This is a genomic window from Micromonospora sp. NPDC005173 (assembly GCF_040608515.1).
Lineage (GTDB): Bacteria > Actinomycetota > Actinomycetes > Mycobacteriales > Micromonosporaceae > Micromonospora.
Genome location: NZ_JBEXIK010000036.1, coordinates 39,140 through 55,536, shown reverse-complemented (window position 1 = coordinate 55,536; position 16,397 = coordinate 39,140). Strand labels below are relative to the sequence as shown.

The window sequence follows — 16,397 nt, the reverse complement described above, 5'->3', positions numbered from 1 at the left end:
GCCATTGATCACAAGTCTGGCGAGCGCGCCACATGGCGACGATCTTGGCTCGGCTTACGCCACTAGCTCCTCGCTGAGGGTCCATAGACGCGCGGCCGCCTCGGGGTCGCGGGCCAGGGAGCTCGGCTCGATCTGCTTGCCGCGGAAGAAGTAGCCTCCGGTTACCTCGGCCGCCTCTGGGGCGCTGGCCAGGTGGACCGGGGTGGCCGCGCCGGTCTGGACGGTACCCATGAAGGGCTTGGCGGCCGCGACGAGGAGCTTCGCGACGCCGCGGACCTCGCGGCCCAACTGGGTGCGGATGAGGCCCGGGTGCAGGCAGTTGGCGACCACGCCGGTGCCGGTCAGGCGCTTGGCCAGCTCGGCTGTGAACAGGACGTTCGCCAGTTTCGACAGCGGGTAGCTCGGCTCGCCGCGGGCCAGTTCGTCCCAGGGAATCTGCTTGGCCGAGCGATGCACATTGGACGAAACCGTGATCACGCGGGCCGGCGCGCTGCCTACCAGCCGTTCCCGCAGCAGGCTGGTCAGCAGGAACGGCGCCAGATGGTTGACGGCGAACATGGTCTCGTAGCCGTCGACCGTGAACTGCTGCTTGAGCATGATCACACCGGCGTTGTTGTCGAGCACGTCGAGCCGGTGGTACTTCTCCAGCACCTCGGCGGCCAGTCGGCGCACTTCGGCCAGGCTCGACATGTCGGCCGTCAGGAGGTCCACCTCGGCGCTGGGCGCCCGATGCCGGATCTCCTTGACGGCCGCTCGCCCTCGCTCGACGTCGCGCCCGACGACGACCACGGTGGCCCCCAGCTCGGCCAGCCGGGCCGCCGTCTCCCGGCCAATCCCGCTGGTCCCGCCGGTCACCAGACACACCTTGCCGGACATTGTGGTCATCGACCCTCCCGGATGTACTTGCCGCAGCGCCATTCTCTCCACGGCGACGCCTCGAGTACCAGGTGTGGCTCGACGCCGTCAGCAGACGTGCCCAAGACACACGAGCGCGACGAGCAATCCCTCCGTCGAGCGAACGCGTCTGCCCTCGTACATGTGGCAAACGCCTGAAGACGTGCCAGCCTTCAGGTATCTCTGATTTCCGTGCCCGGCGCACTCATTCGCCGCGATCCGCTCGGTCATGCCGATGTCCGCGCCTCGGCGGTCTCGTCCGGTAGAACGGTGAGCGACCGCGACTGGTGTGGGCGAAGAAGCAGGTGAGTTGTTGTGGAGAACCCAGACGTGGGTGCGGCTGCCATATCGCGGGTTTACGTCGACATGGTTGGAGACCTGTTCCACGCGGGCCACGTGTCGCTCCTCCGGGAGGCGCGCCGCCATGGTGACTGGCTGGTCGTCGGCGTGCTGTCCGACGACACCGCAGCCTCCTACAAGCGTCGTCCCATCATGACCCTCGCCGAGCGTGTCGCCGTGATCGAGTCGTGCAGGTACGTCGACGAGGTGATTGAGGACGCCCCGCTCCAAGTGACCGAAGAGTTTCTTGCCGAGCACGGGATCACCACCGTGGTGCACGGCGACGACTTGTCGCCCGAGGGGGCCGAGTTCGTATACGGGCCCGCTGCAGCAGCCGGGAAACTCACTTACGTTCGGCGCACGGGAGGAATCTCAACCACCCAGTTGATCCAGCGGGTGCTCGACGCGGCCGCCTCGGCGAAATGAATGACCGGATCTGCAGCAGACGGCTTGCGCTGCGGCCATCCGGACATGCCGCGATCCGCGCGCTACGCAGCGTCACGCCGAGCTGGCCCGGTTGCCGTCCGGACGTGCCGAATACAGGGCGTCCGGGTGAGGAGGGTCGGTGGGAGTTTGAGCGGCTCAGGAGAATGCCGGTATGCCGCTGACGAACCCTTGGCTTGCCGGTCCAACTCCTGATCGAGAGCTGCCGCGCGAGCAGCTCGAAGAACGCATCCTGAATCTGCTGTCGACTCACAACCTCGCTGTGATCGCCATCGTCAACAAGGACGGCAGCCCTTCCGCGACCCCGGTGCGCTACTACAGCCTGGGCTTCGAGATCTTCTACACCAGTTGGAATGCCTCGGTGAAATCCCGGAACCTCAAGCGCGACCCGCGGATCTCCGCAGGGATCGTCGCGCCCCTTGTCGGACAGTCGAGCAGCCGCGGGGCGCAGCTGTTCGGCAGGGCACGGACTCTTGAGCGTGACGACCCCGAGGTTGAGCAGTACTGGGAGGCGTTCCGGTGGCAGTCGGACCACGTTGAGCAAGGACGCTCCCTGAGGGAGCCGCCCACCGACCCTCTGACGATCATCACCCCCAACCGCATCCTTTACACAGAGCACTGGCTGCGACGTGCTGGATACCGACCCCGGCAGACCTGGCGCCCTGCATAGGCTCTGATACCCGCTTCTACCGCAGTCCGGGCGTTACTCGGCGTATCCGCAGGCCTGAATTGGTGTAGCCGTATTCGGGCTCAGGTCGATATCGTCGCGCCGTGGTGCAAACCAGGCGGTACCCCTATGTCGGTCCGGCCGAGTTCCGTGACCGGGTGATCGCGGTGGACGCTGTTGCCGTGGACTCGGTTGCCTCGCTCGACGAGTGGCTGGCTGGGCGCGACCGTGGAGATCTCGCCGAACCGGTCACGTTCGTCGTTGCTCTCGATGGCGTGCTCAGGCTGGCGCCGCGTCGTAGCGAACACATCGCCCTCGCGGGCGGGCGGGACGTACTCGCCGCCGGTGAGATGGCGTTTGCCTCCGCCGGCATCGGCTGGCGCGTCGCCGAGGTGACCAACCAGTCGACTGGCTACTGCCCCGACCCGGACTGCTGGCCCGCTGTGGCCAAGGCGCTCGACCGAGTCGGCATACCGCATCCTGGCGGCTTCACCGACCGGGTCATCTTCCGCCGTTGCCCGAGCTGCGGCGAGCGCAACATCGTGCGGGACGACGACTTCACGTGCGCCCTGTGCGGTAGCGCCCTGCCCGCGCAGTGGAACCTCACGTCCGACTGACGGCATCCGGATCTGCCGCGGACGGCGCGTTGCGGAGCGTGACCGCCGGCGTCCCGAGGGACGTCCGGACGTGCCGATGACAGTGCAGTGCCGACCGTAGAAGCTGACGATCTCATGCGGGTATCGGGCCGATCTGATTGCGTCGGGGCCGGCCGCCGCTGCGCGCGGGGTTTCGATCGGGATTCGTGGGCGCTACCGCAGTTGGTCGCGGCGGCGGGTCAGGTTGGCGGTCTCGGCGGTGTTGCCGGCCAGCTCGATGGCTTTGTCGTAGGCCGCGTGCGACTGCTGACTTTGGCCCAGCCGGCGCAGCAGGTCGGCGCGGGTGGCGTGGTAGGGGTGGTAGCCGGCCAACGCGCCGTCCAGACGGTCGACGGCTGCCAGTGCCACCTCCGGTCCGTCGAGCTCGGCGACCGCGATGGCCCGGTTGAGGGCGATGATCGGCGAGGAGTCGAGGTGGACGAGTTGGTCGTAGAGGGCGAGGACCTGCGACCAGTCGGTGTCGCGGATGTCGCGGGCGGAGGTGTGCACGGCGTTGATCGCGGCGAGGATCTGGTAGCGGCCCGGAGCCGCCCCGGCGGCGGCAGCGGCGAGGCGCTCGCGCACCAGCCGGTGACCCTCGGCGATCAGCGCCGCGTCCCAGGCCCCACGGTCCTGCTCGTCGAGAGCGACCAGTTCGCCGCTGGCCGAGACCCGGGCGGGGCGGCGGGCCTCGATGAGCAGCATCAGCGCCAGCAGCCCGGCCACCTCACCGTCGTCCGGCAGGAGGGCACGGATCAGGCGGGTGAGCCGGATCGCCTCGGCGGTCAGGTCGTGTCGTACGGGATCGGTGTCGGGGCCGCTGGCCAGGTAGCCCTCGTTGAAGACGAGATACAGCACGGCGAGTACGCCGGAGACACGAGCCGGCAGATCGTCGGCGGACGGCATCCGATAGGGGATGCGCGCCGCCTTGATCTTGGCCTTCGCGCGGGTGATGCGCTGCTCCATGGCACTCTCGGCCACCAGGAAGGCACGGGCGATCTCGGGCACGGTCAGACCGCCGAGCATGCGCAGCGTCAGCGCCACGCGGGCCTCCATCGCCAGCGCCGGGTGACAGCAGGTGAAGATCAGCCGCAGCCGGTCGTCGTCGATGGCGCCGAGAGGCTCGGGTGGGGTGTTGTCGTACACCATCTGAGCCTCCTTGTGCTTGTCGTCGCGCTTGTTCTCGCGCCGGATCCGGTCGATGGCCTTGCGAACGGCGGTGGTGGTCAGCCACGCGCCGGGGTTGGGCGGTACGCCGTCGACCGGCCACCGCTCCATGGCGGTCGCGAACGCCTCGGCCGCTGCCTCCTCGGCAATGTCGAGGTCACCGAAACGCCGGGTCAGCGAGGCGACCACCCGCGCCCACTCGTCGTGGTAGGCCCGGGTGACCGCCTCCTCGACGTCGCTCACTGGAACGGCCGCACCTCGATCTTCCGATCGCAGACCTTCGACGCCTCGGCGGCGAGCTTGAGCGCCACATCCAGATCGCGGACCTCCCACACCCAGACGCCGGCGAGGTACTCCTTCGACTCCACGAAAGGCCCGTCGCTGAACACCGCCTGCTCGCCCCGGTTGTCGATGACCGTCGCCGCGTCGGTGTCCGCGAGTCCGCCCGCGAAAACCCAGTAGCCCTCGGCGATCAGTCGTTCGTTGAACGCGCTGATGGCAGGCCGCCTGTCCGTGCTGCCGGGATTGCTCTTGTCATCGATCACGGAAACCAGATACCGCATCTGAAGATCATCTCCTGTGGTGTCAAGACAGCGTGGTTCGGCGGTCAGGGACTTCAGGCCGTTGCATACCGCGGGCGCCCGGCCGGCCGGTAGACCTGGATCGTCACGCCCTTCGAGTCGACCCGCGACTCGACCAGGTCGAACGCAAGATCCGGACCGGTCTCCGAAAACAACCGCGCGCCCTGGCCGAGAACCACGGGAACGACAATCAGAGTCATCTCGTCGACCAGATCGTTCTCCAGCAGCCACCGGGTCAGGGCGCCACTGCCGTGTACCTGCAGCTCACCCCCGGGCTTGGCCTTCAGCTCACTGATGGCCGCCGCGAGGTCACCGCGGAGAACGGTCGTGTCCTCCCAACGCGGCGCGGTGAGCGTGGTCGAGGCAACGTACTTGGGGGCCTCGTTCAAGGCCACGCCGATGGGATGTGCGCGCATCTGGTCGATTGATCCCCAGGAGCCGGCGAACAACTCGTAGGTGCGCCGGCCGAACAGGAACGCGTCGGCGCGCTGGTAGGTCTGCGTGATGAACGTCCTGGTCTCGTCGTCACCCGCCCCCCGGGCCCATCCGCCGCGCTCGAATCCGTTCCTGCGGTCATCCGACGCGGCGCCGTTTCCCTGCATCACTCCATCGAGGGTGACCTGGGTCATGGTCGTCAGCTTCATGATCGCGGTTCCTTTGCCTTGGCGCCGCCCCTTGTGGGCGGCCTCACCCCTGCTACGAACACCACGTCCCCGATCCGACACCCCCTCCCGGACTTCTTTGAAGAATTTTCCGGGACGCCGGTCGTCATCGCTCCGACAACACGACAGTTTCGCAGCGACTGCGCTTCGCCTCCTCAAGCACGCCCAGCGCGGACAAGCTCCTGGACCAGATCGACCGATCACGAAGATCCTGACTAGTCGTCCGCACATGCCGCCGAGCGGGCGCGCTGGCGTGCCGAACGGCCGTCACTGTGTGTGCTGTTACTCGGGCACTTCTTCGGCGGTGACGTCCGGGCTGGCGTTGAGGCCGGCGGCGATCTGAGCCGGCAGCGGGTAGACATGTTCGACAGGCAGGTGAGCTGCTGCCGCCTGTTCGTCGCCGCCGCGCAGAAGGTCCCTCACGCGGTGAACGGTGGGGGTGATGTCCGTGACGGCAACGATCCAGTCATCGCGTACCGGTCGACAGCCCCGCCGGACAACCCAACCTGCAGCGACCGGTACGGCAGCGCCTTCAGATGCAGCGACCGTTCCGGATCCCACTGCACTCGCACTGGACCGGTCTTCAGTTGCCGCGACCAGGTCGCCTTGTCGCCGTGCAGGTCTCGGTCGTAGTGGCTCAGGCAGGCGTGCGCCAGGGCCCACTCAAATCCCTCCCGCGTGATGTCGATGGACAGCACGCGTTCTTGCCCTGGCTTGGTGGCCCAGCCGCAGCGGTACATCATCCACAGGAAAGAGGGCTTGATCCACGTCATCCGGTCCTGCTTGAAGGGGGCCACGAAACGGCCGGCTGCCACCGCCGGCAGCGCAATCTGCGGGGAATACGCCTGGTACACGGTGATGGTGTCGGCCGAGTAGCGGGCGCGGATCTGACGGGCGCGAATGGACACAGCCTGATCGTCACCGATCGGGGCTCGACTGCTCCACGGAGATTCCGCACCCACGCCGGCGCCAGGCCGAAATGAACCTGCGGCTGCATCCGGATCTGCCGCATCGCGCACGGTGAGTAGCTCGGCTCGGCGGTTCTTGGATCAAGCAAAGTGACAGAGCGTCACATTCTGCGAGGCGTCCGGTGTCGTAGGGTGGGCCGCTTCGAGCCGTCCGGGGGCCAGGTGGGACGGGTCAGAACCACGAGGCGGAAGGCTGGCTGCTGAGCGTATTTCCCAGCGGCGCGGGGAAGGACGGGCTGCTGTACGGCCGTATGGTGATGGCCGTGACCGACGTGACGTACACCCGCCACGGCGCCGAGGCTGCCGCCGGGTTGCTGGATGAGTTGTGCATGGTATACGCAGACGCCTACGGCCAAGTCGCTGGCGAGGACACGACAGTCAAGGCCGACGCGTTTCGCGACCGTGCCACAGGTGCATTGAGTGCGCGCAACTACGAGCTGGTCACGGCGCGGGCGGATGGTGAGCTGGTTGGCTTCGTCTTTGGCTACAGCTTGCGGCAGGAGCGCGACTGGTTCGCAGGCCTGGACCCGGCTCCCGAAGCTGGTTTCACCGACGAGCGCGGCGCCGAACGCACAGTCGTCCTGGCCGAGATCGAGGTGCGCAAAGCCTGGCAAGGTCAGAGGATTGGACGCAGCTTGCACGACACGTTCTTGGGAGGACGTCTCGAGGAGCGTGCCACGCTGTCGGCCAACCCGGACGCCACCGCAACTCATGCGCTTTATGAGGGATGGGGCTGGCGGCGGGTGGGCACTAAGCCCGGTCGGCCCGGCGCCTACTACCGCGAGTACGCAGTGTTCGTGCGCCGACTTCCACTACTTGATCGACGGTGAGCGGTAGGCGTCGATCGACTGATCAAGTTGCTTGACGGCGCGGGTCCGCTTCCACGGGTCGAGTCCGCGGCGCAGTTCCTGCAGTCGCTGCTCGATGCGGCGCGTCGAGTTCAGCGATGTCAGCTCCACTACTTCGGTGATGGTCTGGCAGGCCAAGCCGATGTTCTGCTGGCGTGCGAACGCCTCAGCGCGATACAGCAACCGGAACGAGCGGTTATGTAAGTTGCCTTCGTCGGTGAGGCCCAGTGCCTTCTCGGTCGCGGCGAGAACTTGGTCTGTGCCCTGGAACTTCAATGCATTCTGTGCGCTGGTGCTCCAGAAGAATGACTCGTCGTAGAAGTACCACCACGACTGGCGAGGGGCTTGGTCGGCTAGCGCCGCTTGCAGGGCAGCGTACTCGCGATCGAGGGTGTCCTTCGACTGGTCGGCCTGCCCGTCGGCTGTGAGGGCGCGGACGGCCACGTCGGCGGCGTAGGCGCGGGCGTAGGGGCTGCCGCTCTGGTCGGCCCAGGCGGCGGCGGCGGCATGATCGAATCCGACACGAGGTTGACCCTGCCACGTCGCCAGGTGACTCATCGTGCACAAGATGTAGGTCACCAACTCCACTGCCCGCGCTTCGTGCGCGGCGCTGCGCGCATCGTCGTAGAACCGTTGTGCGGAGCCGTAGTCGCCCATGTTGAAGCACAGCACTCCGTGAGCGCCGAGATCGCCTCGCCAAGCGGCACGGTGCCGGCGATCGGCATCCGCAGCGCCCCTTTCTCGGCGGCCCGCACGACCTGGTCGAGGTCGGCGGGGACAGCGCTGGCGACCAGCATTTCGTACGGCCCAGGCAGGGCCGCCCGCGCGAACTTCGCGGGCGCGGGGTGGATGTCGACGATGTGACCGCCGGGCTTCACCAACGTCTTCGCCGATTGAGCGGCAGTTTGCCGGAGGCGTCGAGGACGACGTCGAACCGCCCCGCGAGTTTCGCCGGGTCGAAGTCGAACTCGACGATCGGGGAGACGCCGAGGTCGTGTGCCTCCTGGACGACGGTACCGCGGCAGCTGCCGCCCACGGAGGCGCCCATCATCAAGGCGAGCTGGACGGCGGACCGGCCGAGGGCAGCGGCGACGAAGACGGACTGCCCGGCCTTCAGCTTGCCTTTGTTGACCAGGGCCTGGTAGGCGGTGACCGCGGGCGTCGGGAGTGCGGCGCCCTCCTCCCAGGAGATGTTCGCCGGCTTCTTCGCGATGCCCTTCTCCTCGGCGAGGACCATCTCGGCGAACGCCCCCGCCCCCTTGATGCTCGCCCCGCCGAGAACCTCGTCGCCGACGCGGACCCGGGTGACGCCTTCGCCGATCGCCTCCACAACGCCCGGGAAGTCGTGGCCGAGGGCGCGCGGGAACTTCCGTCCGGTCATTATCTGCAGCCTGCCGCCGCGGATGCCCGCGTCCATCGGGTTCACCGCCGCCGCCCGCACACGGACCAGGACCTCACCCCTGCCGGGCTGCGCTGGCTCGAAGTCCTCGAGCCGCATGACCTCGGGGCCACCGTACTCGTGGTACCGGATGCGCGGGGACGGCTGGAATGGATGGGTGCTCGAAGCAGCGGCGCGATCACCGCCCGCGCCTCATCAAATCGGCAGGACACGCTAAATGTTGGTGCCGTCGGGCGGGACCTCGGCGGGCGGCCGCGGCGAGCCCCCCGCACCTGCGGCGTTCGGGCAGGACAGACCGAGGGTGTACGCCGTCATCGACAGTGAGCCGTAGGCGTAGCCGTCCACGAGGATCCCGGTCTCGGAGGCGTCGTTGACCGCGGCGAGGCCGGCGAGGTACAGCGCGGGGATGAAATGGTCAGGTGTCGGCACCGCGTGCCGGAAGTCGCGGTGGCCGACGAGCGTCGCGAAGTCGGTGGGGTTGGTCAGCATCAGGGTCTTGGCGTCCTCGTCGAAGCGCTGGGCCCAGTCGTAGCCGTCGTCGGTCAGCTTCCAGTCCATCCCCTGGAGGTTGTGCACCACGTTGCCGCTGGCCACGATGAGCACCCCGCTCCGACGCAGTGGCGCGAGTCGGGCGCCGAGATCCACGTGGTAGTCCAGAGGCTTGTCCGCGTTGATACTGAGCTGCACCACAGGAATCGAGGCGTCGGGGAAGGCGTGCGTCAGGACCGACCAGGTGCCGTGGTCGATTCCCCAGCTGTCCACGTCGGCGCCGACCCAGGTCGGGTGGACGGCGTCGCTGACCTCCGCAGCCAACTCGGGCAGGCCGGGGGCGGGGTACTGCACCTCGAACAGCGCCGGCGGAAAGCCATAGAAGTCGTGGATCGTGCGCGGCCGCGGCATGGCCGTGACGGCGGTGGCATTGATGTACCAGTGTGCACTGATGACCAGGATCGCGCGGGGACGAGGCACCGCGGCACCGAAGGCCTTCCACGCGGTGGTGTAGCGGTTGACCTCAAGGGCGTTCATGGGATTGCCGTGACCGATGAAGGCGGCGGGCATGAGCGTGTCCCGGCCTTGGAGGTTGTCTGTGTACACGTCGTCGCGCCGCTCCAGACTCGCCGCGCCGGCTGGCGCACCTCCTGCTGCTCGGTTTGGTCTTTTACATCATGCTCTACCTGCAGAACGTACGTGGCTAGGGCGGTGTTTCAGAGGTATCGGTCGAGCCGAGCCGGAGTCCAGGCTGCTGACTACGTCGTCACCTTGGCCAGGAGGGCGGCCAGCGCCGGGTTCTGGTGGGCGCCGCGCCACAAACAGTGCAGCTTCACCGTGTCCTCCTGGATGTCCCTGACATCCAGAAACGCGAGGTTCTCCAGGCGCAGCGCCGAAGCCGACCTGGGCACCAGGGCCACGCCGAGATTGGCGTTGACCACGGACAGCAGGGTGTGCACCTGGCTGATGTGCTGGACGTATCGGGGGGCGACCCCCGCCTGGTGGAAGGCAGCGACCACCAGTTCGTAGAAGTACCAGGCCTCCGACGGTGAATAGGTCACGACGTCGTGCTCGGCGATGTCGGCCAATTCCGGTGGACGGCCGAGGCGGGTCAGTGGGTGGTTGCTGGGCGCCGCCAGCACCAGCGACTCGGTGTGCACCAGACGGGACGCCAGCAGGTCGGACCGGGGCACCTCGCGGACCAGCCCCACCTCGATCTCGTCGGCCAGGATCGCGTCGAGTTGCGCCCGGGTCACCATCTCGGTGAGCACCAGGTCGACGCCGGGCAGGTGCTCGGCCGCCGCGGCGATCCAGCGCCCCAGCACCGTCAGGGCCGACACCGCGGTGAAGCCGATCCGGATGGATCCGGCCGTCCCGTCGGCGACCCGTCGCGCGGTCAGTGGGGCCGTGGCGGCGAGGGCCAGCAGTCGCCGGGCCTCGTCGAGGAACACCCGGCCGGCGGGCGTGAGCGCGACGCCGGTGGGGGTGCGTTCGAACAGCACCAGGTTGGTGCCGCGCTCCAGTCGCTGTATCTGGCGGCTGAGCGGGGGCTGTGTCATGCGCAACCGCAATGCCGCCCGGCCGACGTGGCCCTCCTCCGCGACGGCCACGAAACCCCGCAACTGATCAAGCGTGAACATCCCACCTCCAGGGGAGATGCCGAAAAGGTATCAGATGATGCCCATCTTGAGTTGGACGGGTATAAGCGGAGGTGGTTAACCTCGCGGTCACCTACTCGAAACAGGAGTTGAGCGTGATGACGCGTTACACCCCCACGGAGCTTCAGCGCGTGCTGGGGAGCGGGTTGCTGTCCTTTCCGGTTACCCACTTCACCGACGAGCTGCAGTTCGACGAGGCGCTGTACCGCGACAACCTGGCCTGGCTCTCCTCGTACCCGGCGGCGGGTCTGTTCGCCGCCGGCGGCACCGGCGAGTTCTTCTCCCTGATCCCCGAAGAGGTCGGCCGGGTGGTCCGCGCGGCGGTCGAGGCCAGCAGCGGTGCCATGCCGATCCTCGGACCGGCGGGCTACGGCACGGCACAGGCCGTCGAGATGGCCCGCGACGCCGAGCGCGCGGGCGCCGACGGGATCCTGCTGTTCCCGCCGTACCTGACCGAGGCGAGTCAGGACGGCCTCGCCGCCCACGTCCAGGCGGTCTGCGCGGCCACCTCGCTGGGCGTGATCGTCTACCACCGCGCCAACGGCGCGTTCGGCGTGCCGACCGTCGAGAGGCTCGTCCGCGACTGCCCGAACCTGATCGGCTTCAAGGACGGAATCGGCGACATCGAGCTGATGACCCGCCTGTACGCGACGGTGGGCGACCGCCTGCTCTACATCGGCGGCCTGCCCACCGCGGAGACGTTCGCCCTGCCCTACCTCGAACTCGGCGTCACCACGTACTCCTCCGCGATCTTCAACTTCGCCCCCGAGTTCGCCCTGGACTTCTACACCGCGGTGCGGGCGCAGGACCGTTCCGGCGTCTACACCCGGCTCAACGATTTCGTGCTGCCCTATCTGGAGATCAGGAACCGCAAGGCCGGCTACGCGGTGTCGATCGTCAAGGCCGGCATGCGGGCCGTCGGCCGCCCGGCGGGCCCGGTGCGGCCGCCGCTGACCGACCTCACCGCCGACGAGCTGAGCACGCTCACCACCCTCATCAAGAAGGTGGGCTGACCATGACCACCACGGATGCCAGCCCCAGCCGGATCGACACGGCCCTGACCGGCGCCATGCTGATCGGCGGCAGTGCCGTCCGCGGCGGGGGCGGCGAGGTACGGGCGGTCGACCCGCGTACCGGAAGCGAGCTCGAACCGTCGTACGGGCTGGGCGGCGCCGCCGAGGTGGACCGCGCCGCGAAACTCGCCTGGGCCGCGTTCGACAGCTACCGCCAGACCGACCCGGAGACCCGGGCCGGGTTCCTGGAGACCATCGCCGCCAACATCGAATCCCTCGGCGACGCCCTGATCGACCGGGTGCAGGCCGAAACGGGCATCCCGGCGGCGAGGGTGCTGGGCGAACGCGCCCGCACCTGCAACCAGCTGCGTCTGTTCGCCTCGGTCGTCCGCGAGGGCAGCTGGCTCGGCGTACGGATCGACCCGGCCCAGCCCGACCGGACGCCGTTGCCGCGGCCGGACATCCGCCAGCGCCGCATCCCGCTGGGCCCGGTGGCGGTCTTCGGCGCCAGCAACTTCCCGCTGGCGTTCTCCGTGGCCGGCGGCGACACCGCCTCGGCGTTGGCCGCCGGCGCTCCGGTCGTGGTCAAGGCACACGGCGCCCACCCCGGCACTTCCGAGCTGGTCGGACGGGCGATCCAGGCCGCGGTGCGCCAGCACGGCCTGCCCGAGGGCACCTTCTCCCTGCTCTTCGGCGACGGCCCCGGACTCGGCGCCGCACTGGTCCGCCATCCCCGGATCAAGGCGGTGGGCTTCACCGGGTCCCGCACCGCCGGGACGGCCCTCGTCGCGGCGGCCGCCGCGCGACCCGAGCCCGTCCCCGTCTACGCCGAGATGTCCAGCCCCAACCCGGTGATCGTGCTGCCCGGCGCCCTCGCCGAGCAGGGCGCCGAGCTGGGCACCGCGCTGATCGCGTCGGTCACCACCGGCGTCGGTCAGCTGTGCACCAGCCCGGGGCTGGTCTTCCTGCCCGCGGGTGACGGCCTCGACGAGTTCGTCACGGCGGCCGCCGACGCCGTCCGCACCTCCCCGGCGGCACCCATGCTCACCGCGGGGATCTGCGCCGCCTTCACCGCGGGCGTGGACCGGCTGGCCGCGATCGAGGGCGTGACCGCCCTGGCCCGGGGCGCCGAGAACGCCGCGATCGCCTCGGCCGGACGTGCCGGAATCTTCGTCACCGACGCCGCCACCTTCCTGGCAGACCCGACGTTGCACGAGGAGATCTTCGGCGCGGTGACGGTGGTGGTCCGGGTCACCGGCAGCGAGCAGCTACGGGAGGTTGTCGAACGGTTCGACGGCCAGCTCACCGTCACCGTCCACGCCGCCCCCGGCGACCACGACGAGGCGCGGCGGCTGCTGCCCCTGCTCGAACTCAAGGCCGGCCGGGTGCTGTTCAACGGCTGGCCGACCGGGGTCGAGGTGGGCCACGCCGTGGTGCACGGCGGCCCCTTCCCGGCCACGTCCGACTCCCGCACCACGTCCGTCGGCACCCTGGCGATCGACCGGTTCCTCCGGCCGGTCAGCTACCAGAACATCCCCGCCGAGCTGCTGCCGGCCGACCTCGCCGACGACAACCCGCTCGACTTGCCGCGGCGCGTCGACGGACGGCGCTGACCGATGGCCCCCGCCGGACGAGCATCCTTCAGGAGGTGTGAACCATGACAACCAGCACCCTGCCACCGGGCAGCGGCTCACCGGTCGTGACCGACATGCGGGTCGTGCCGGTTGCCGGTCACGACTCCATGCTGCTGAACCTCAGCGGCGCACACGGCCCGTTCTTCACCCGCAACATCGTGATCCTCACCGACACGACGGGCCGTCTCGGCGTCGGCGAGGTGCCGGGTGGACCGGCCATCACCCAGACCCTGCAGGACGCCCGCGACCTCGTGGTCAGTCGCCCGATCGCACACCACCACGCCGTCTTGGCCGCCGTCCGGCGCCGCTTCGCCCACCGCGATGCCACCGGGCGCGGCATGCAGACGTTCGACCTGCGTACCACCATCCACGTGGTCACCGCGCTGGAGGCGGCGCTGCTGGACCTGCTCGGGCAGTACCTGGAGGTCCCGGTGGCCGCCCTGCTCGGCGATGGTCAACAGCGCACCAGCGTGCCGACCCTGGGCTACCTGTTCTTCATCGGCGACCGCAACCGCACCGACCTGGCGTACCGGAGTGAGCCGGAGGCTGCCGACGACTGGCTGCGGCTGCGGCACGAGGAGGCGCTGACCCCGGAGGCCGTCGTCGCCCTGGCCGAGGCGGCCCAGGCCCGCTACGGCTTCCGGGACTTCAAGCTCAAGGGCGGCGTCCTGCCCGGTCCCGTGGAGGTCGAGGCGGTCACGGCACTGGCCGCCCGCTTCCCGGACGCCCGGATCACTCTCGACCCGAACGGTGGCTGGCTGCTGAGCGAGGCCGTCGACCTGTGCCGCGGCCTGGGCGACGTGCTCGCCTACGCCGAGGACCCGTGCGGCGCCGAGGGGGTCTTCTCGGCGCGCGAGGTGATGGCGGAGTTCCGTCGCGCCACCGGCCTGCGCACCGCCACCAACATGATCGCCACCGACTGGCGCGAGTTGGGCCACGCGGTCCGCGCCAACTCGGTCGACATTCCCCTGGCCGACCCCCACTTCTGGACCATGAACGGATCGGTGCGGGTCGCCCAGCTCTGCGAGGCGTGGGGGCTGACCTGGGGTTCCCACTCCAACAACCACTTCGACGTGTCGTTGGCGATGTTCACCCACGTCGCCGCCGCCGCGCCGGGGGACATCACCGCCATCGACACCCACTGGATCTGGCAGGACGGCCAGCGGCTCACGAAGAACCCGCTGACCATCGTCGACGGCGCCATCGAGGTTCCCACCGCGCCCGGTCTCGGCGTCGAACTCGATCTCGACCAGGTCGAGGCCGCGCACGAGCTGTACCTGAAGCACGGCCTCGGCGCCCGAGATGACGCCGAGGCCATGCAATACCTCATCCCCGGCTGGACCTTCCAACCCAAGCGTCCGTGCCTCGCCCGGGGCTGACCCCCACCACCCCCAGAGAAGCTCACCGAGGAGCCGTCATGAAATCTCCCGTCTGGTCCCACACGACCTCCCGCCGGCGGCTGCTGGCCGGCGTCGCGGCGCTTGCCGTGCTGCCGGTCGCCGCCTGCTCCGGAGTGCAGGGCGGCAAGGACGCCGCGGGGAGCGACTACCCCACCCGCGCCGTGCAGTTCACCGTCCCGTTCGCGCCCGGCGGCAGCAGCGACCTCATCAGCCGCGCCGCCGCCAAGGCAGCCGAGAAGCCGCTCGGCCAGTCGGTGGTCATCACCAACAAGGCCGGCGCGAACGGTGCGGTCGGCGACAAGGAGGTGCTGGCCTCCGCCGCGGACGGCTACACCGTCGGCCTGGCGGTCAAGTCGCTGTTCGCCATCACGCCGCTCGCCGTCAAGGACTCGAGCGCCATCCAGGTCGACAGCATGGAGATCGTGGCCACGCTGACCCAGGAGGACTACGTCCTCGTCGTCAACGGGGCCTCTCCGTACAAGACCCTCGACGATCTGCTGAAGGCCCCCAAGATCCGGTACGCCACCGCCGGGGTGGGCACCGGCGCCCAGCTGTCCCAGGCGCTGCTGCTCAAGGCCGCGAACGTGAACGCCACGGACGTGCCGTTCGATGGTGGTGCGCCGGCCACGACCGCCCTGCTCGGCAACCAGGTGGAGGCGCTGTCCGCCTCCCTCGCCGAGACCATGGAGCAGATCAAGGCCGGCAAGCTGCGCCCGCTGGCGGTCTTCTCCGAGAAGCGGAGCACGTACCTTCCCGAGGTGCCCACCGCCAAGGAGAAGGGCGTCGACGTCGTGGTCGACCAGCGGCGCTTCATCATCGCGCCGAAGGGCCTGCCCGCCGACGTCGCCAAGAAGCTCAACGACTCCTTCGCGGAGGCCCGCAAGGACGCGGCGTACGACAAGTTCCTCAAGGACAACTACATGGAGCGCTGGGAGGTCTCCGACGAGGAGGCCCGCCAGCACCTCACGGACGCCGCCAAGCAGTACGCGGACCTGACGGCGAAGTTCCAGCTCACCTTCGGTTCGGGCAAGTGACTGCAGAAGAGAGCGCAACACCCGGTGAGCGTGCCGTCGTCGACGGCACGCCCCCGGTTACCGAGCCGCCCGGGGGGGAGATCCCCTCGGGCGGCCCGGGCCACGCGGTGCTGGCCGGGGTCGTCCCCGTCCTGCTCGGCCTGGCCACGATGTGGCTCGCCAGGAACCTCGGCCTCGGCACGCTGACCGACCCGGGCCCGGGTCTGTGGCCGATGATCGTCGCGGTGCTGGTGCTGCTCACGGGTATCGGCATCCTGCTCAGAGCACGTCAGGCGACGGACACCGAGGCGTTCACCCGGGGCGCCGTCGTGGTGGTCATCGCCGCCGCCAGCCTGGCGGCGTACGCGTTCCTGTTCGAGCTCGTCGGCTTCGAGATCCCCACCGTGCTCCTGCTGGTGCTGTGGCTGAGGTTCTTCGGCAACGAGACCTGGCGCACCACGGCGGTCGTTTCGGTGGTGGCGACGGCGGCTGCGTATGCGCTGTTCATCACCGCGCTCGGGGTGCCGCTGCCCCACCTGATCGCCATCTGACCGACCTGGCTCACCGACCCCCTGTAGGGCCGAGA

The 16,397-nt window shown here is 69.0% G+C and carries 17 protein-coding genes and 1 pseudogene; 9 read left to right on the top strand and 9 right to left on the bottom strand.

Annotation, left to right across the window (positions count from 1 at the left end; all coding sequences use genetic code 11):
* Positions 1-54: 54 nt before the first annotated feature.
* Positions 55-885, bottom strand: a complete 831-nt coding sequence (locus ABZV00_RS28625; RefSeq protein ID WP_355611632.1) for an SDR family oxidoreductase — start codon at positions 883-885, stop codon at positions 55-57.
* 324 nt (positions 886-1,209) lie between these two features.
* On the opposite strand from ABZV00_RS28625, the gene ABZV00_RS28620 reads away from it, so the two are divergent.
* The 3 genes from ABZV00_RS28620 (at position 1,210) to ABZV00_RS28610 (ending at position 2,961) form a co-directional block, all read left to right on the top strand.
* Complete coding sequence (locus ABZV00_RS28620) at positions 1,210-1,659, top strand: adenylyltransferase/cytidyltransferase family protein (RefSeq protein WP_355611629.1); 450 nt, start codon at positions 1,210-1,212, stop codon at positions 1,657-1,659.
* 172 nt (positions 1,660-1,831) lie between these two features.
* Entirely contained in the window at positions 1,832-2,347 is a 516-nt protein-coding gene (locus tag ABZV00_RS28615) for a pyridoxamine 5'-phosphate oxidase family protein (protein WP_355611626.1), read from the top strand.
* 155 nt (positions 2,348-2,502) lie between these two features.
* Positions 2,503-2,961, top strand: a complete 459-nt coding sequence (locus ABZV00_RS28610; protein ID WP_355611623.1) for a hypothetical protein — start codon at positions 2,503-2,505, stop codon at positions 2,959-2,961.
* A gap of 192 nt (positions 2,962-3,153) precedes the next feature.
* On the opposite strand, the gene ABZV00_RS28605 is transcribed toward ABZV00_RS28610, so the two are convergent.
* The 4 genes and pseudogenes from ABZV00_RS28605 to ABZV00_RS28590 form a co-directional block, all read right to left on the bottom strand.
* Complete coding sequence (locus ABZV00_RS28605) at positions 3,154-4,389, bottom strand: DUF6596 domain-containing protein (RefSeq protein ID WP_355611621.1); 1,236 nt, start codon at positions 4,387-4,389, stop codon at positions 3,154-3,156.
* Positions 4,386-4,709 carry a YciI family protein gene (locus tag ABZV00_RS28600; RefSeq protein WP_355611619.1) on the bottom strand — a complete coding sequence of 108 codons (324 nt, stop codon included), beginning with the start codon at positions 4,707-4,709 and terminating at the stop codon, positions 4,386-4,388. The genes ABZV00_RS28605 and ABZV00_RS28600 overlap by 4 nt, the downstream gene beginning before the upstream one ends.
* Before the next feature lie 53 nt (positions 4,710-4,762).
* Positions 4,763-5,371 (bottom strand): dihydrofolate reductase family protein, encoded by a 609-nt coding sequence (locus ABZV00_RS28595; protein WP_355611617.1) that lies wholly within the window; start codon positions 5,369-5,371, stop codon positions 4,763-4,765.
* 300 nt (positions 5,372-5,671) lie between these two features.
* Positions 5,672-6,297, bottom strand: a pseudogene (locus ABZV00_RS28590) (DUF4291 domain-containing protein).
* Between the two features lie 317 nt (positions 6,298-6,614).
* Between ABZV00_RS28590 and ABZV00_RS28585 the strand changes: the two are divergent.
* Entirely contained in the window at positions 6,615-7,187 is a 573-nt protein-coding gene (locus ABZV00_RS28585; protein ID WP_355611662.1) for a GNAT family N-acetyltransferase, read from the top strand.
* Here ABZV00_RS28585 and ABZV00_RS28580 read toward each other — a convergent pair.
* The 4 genes from ABZV00_RS28580 to ABZV00_RS28565 form a co-directional block, all read right to left on the bottom strand.
* Positions 7,170-7,862: a hypothetical protein gene (locus ABZV00_RS28580; RefSeq protein WP_355611614.1), complete on the bottom strand. Its 693-nt coding sequence runs from the start codon at positions 7,860-7,862 to the stop codon at positions 7,170-7,172. The two genes, ABZV00_RS28585 and ABZV00_RS28580, sit on opposite strands and share 18 nt — an antisense overlap.
* 217 nt (positions 7,863-8,079) lie before the next feature.
* Positions 8,080-8,703 (bottom strand): NAD(P)-dependent alcohol dehydrogenase, encoded by a 624-nt coding sequence (locus ABZV00_RS28575; RefSeq protein WP_355611612.1) that lies wholly within the window; start codon positions 8,701-8,703, stop codon positions 8,080-8,082.
* A 114-nt stretch (positions 8,704-8,817) separates the two neighbouring features.
* Positions 8,818-9,663: a 4,5-DOPA dioxygenase extradiol gene (gene ygiD, locus ABZV00_RS28570; protein WP_355611659.1), complete on the bottom strand. Its 846-nt coding sequence runs from the start codon at positions 9,661-9,663 to the stop codon at positions 8,818-8,820.
* 188 nt (positions 9,664-9,851) lie between these two features.
* The gene (locus ABZV00_RS28565; RefSeq protein WP_355611610.1) at positions 9,852-10,733 is read right to left on the bottom strand and encodes a LysR family transcriptional regulator; all 882 of its coding nucleotides are present in this window, start codon (positions 10,731-10,733) and stop codon (positions 9,852-9,854) included.
* Between the two features lie 116 nt (positions 10,734-10,849).
* Between ABZV00_RS28565 and kdgD the strand changes: the two genes are divergently transcribed.
* From kdgD to ABZV00_RS28540, 5 genes are read left to right on the top strand one after another with little or no spacing between them, the layout of a single operon-like run.
* Entirely contained in the window at positions 10,850-11,764 is a 915-nt protein-coding gene (gene kdgD / locus ABZV00_RS28560; protein WP_355611608.1) for a 5-dehydro-4-deoxyglucarate dehydratase, read from the top strand.
* Between the two features lie 2 nt (positions 11,765-11,766).
* Positions 11,767-13,377: an aldehyde dehydrogenase (NADP(+)) gene (locus ABZV00_RS28555; protein ID WP_355611605.1), complete on the top strand. Its 1,611-nt coding sequence runs from the start codon at positions 11,767-11,769 to the stop codon at positions 13,375-13,377.
* A 44-nt stretch (positions 13,378-13,421) separates the two neighbouring features.
* On the top strand, positions 13,422-14,777 hold the full coding sequence (gudD, locus tag ABZV00_RS28550) for a glucarate dehydratase (RefSeq protein ID WP_355611602.1): 1,356 nt from the start codon (positions 13,422-13,424) through the stop codon (positions 14,775-14,777).
* Between the two features lie 38 nt (positions 14,778-14,815).
* Complete coding sequence (locus ABZV00_RS28545; protein ID WP_355611599.1) at positions 14,816-15,832, top strand: tripartite tricarboxylate transporter substrate binding protein; 1,017 nt, start codon at positions 14,816-14,818, stop codon at positions 15,830-15,832.
* Positions 15,829-16,362 carry a tripartite tricarboxylate transporter TctB family protein gene (locus tag ABZV00_RS28540; RefSeq protein ID WP_355611596.1) on the top strand — a complete coding sequence of 178 codons (534 nt, stop codon included), beginning with the start codon at positions 15,829-15,831 and terminating at the stop codon, positions 16,360-16,362. The genes ABZV00_RS28545 and ABZV00_RS28540 overlap by 4 nt, the downstream gene beginning before the upstream one ends.
* Positions 16,363-16,397: the final 35 nt, after the last annotated feature.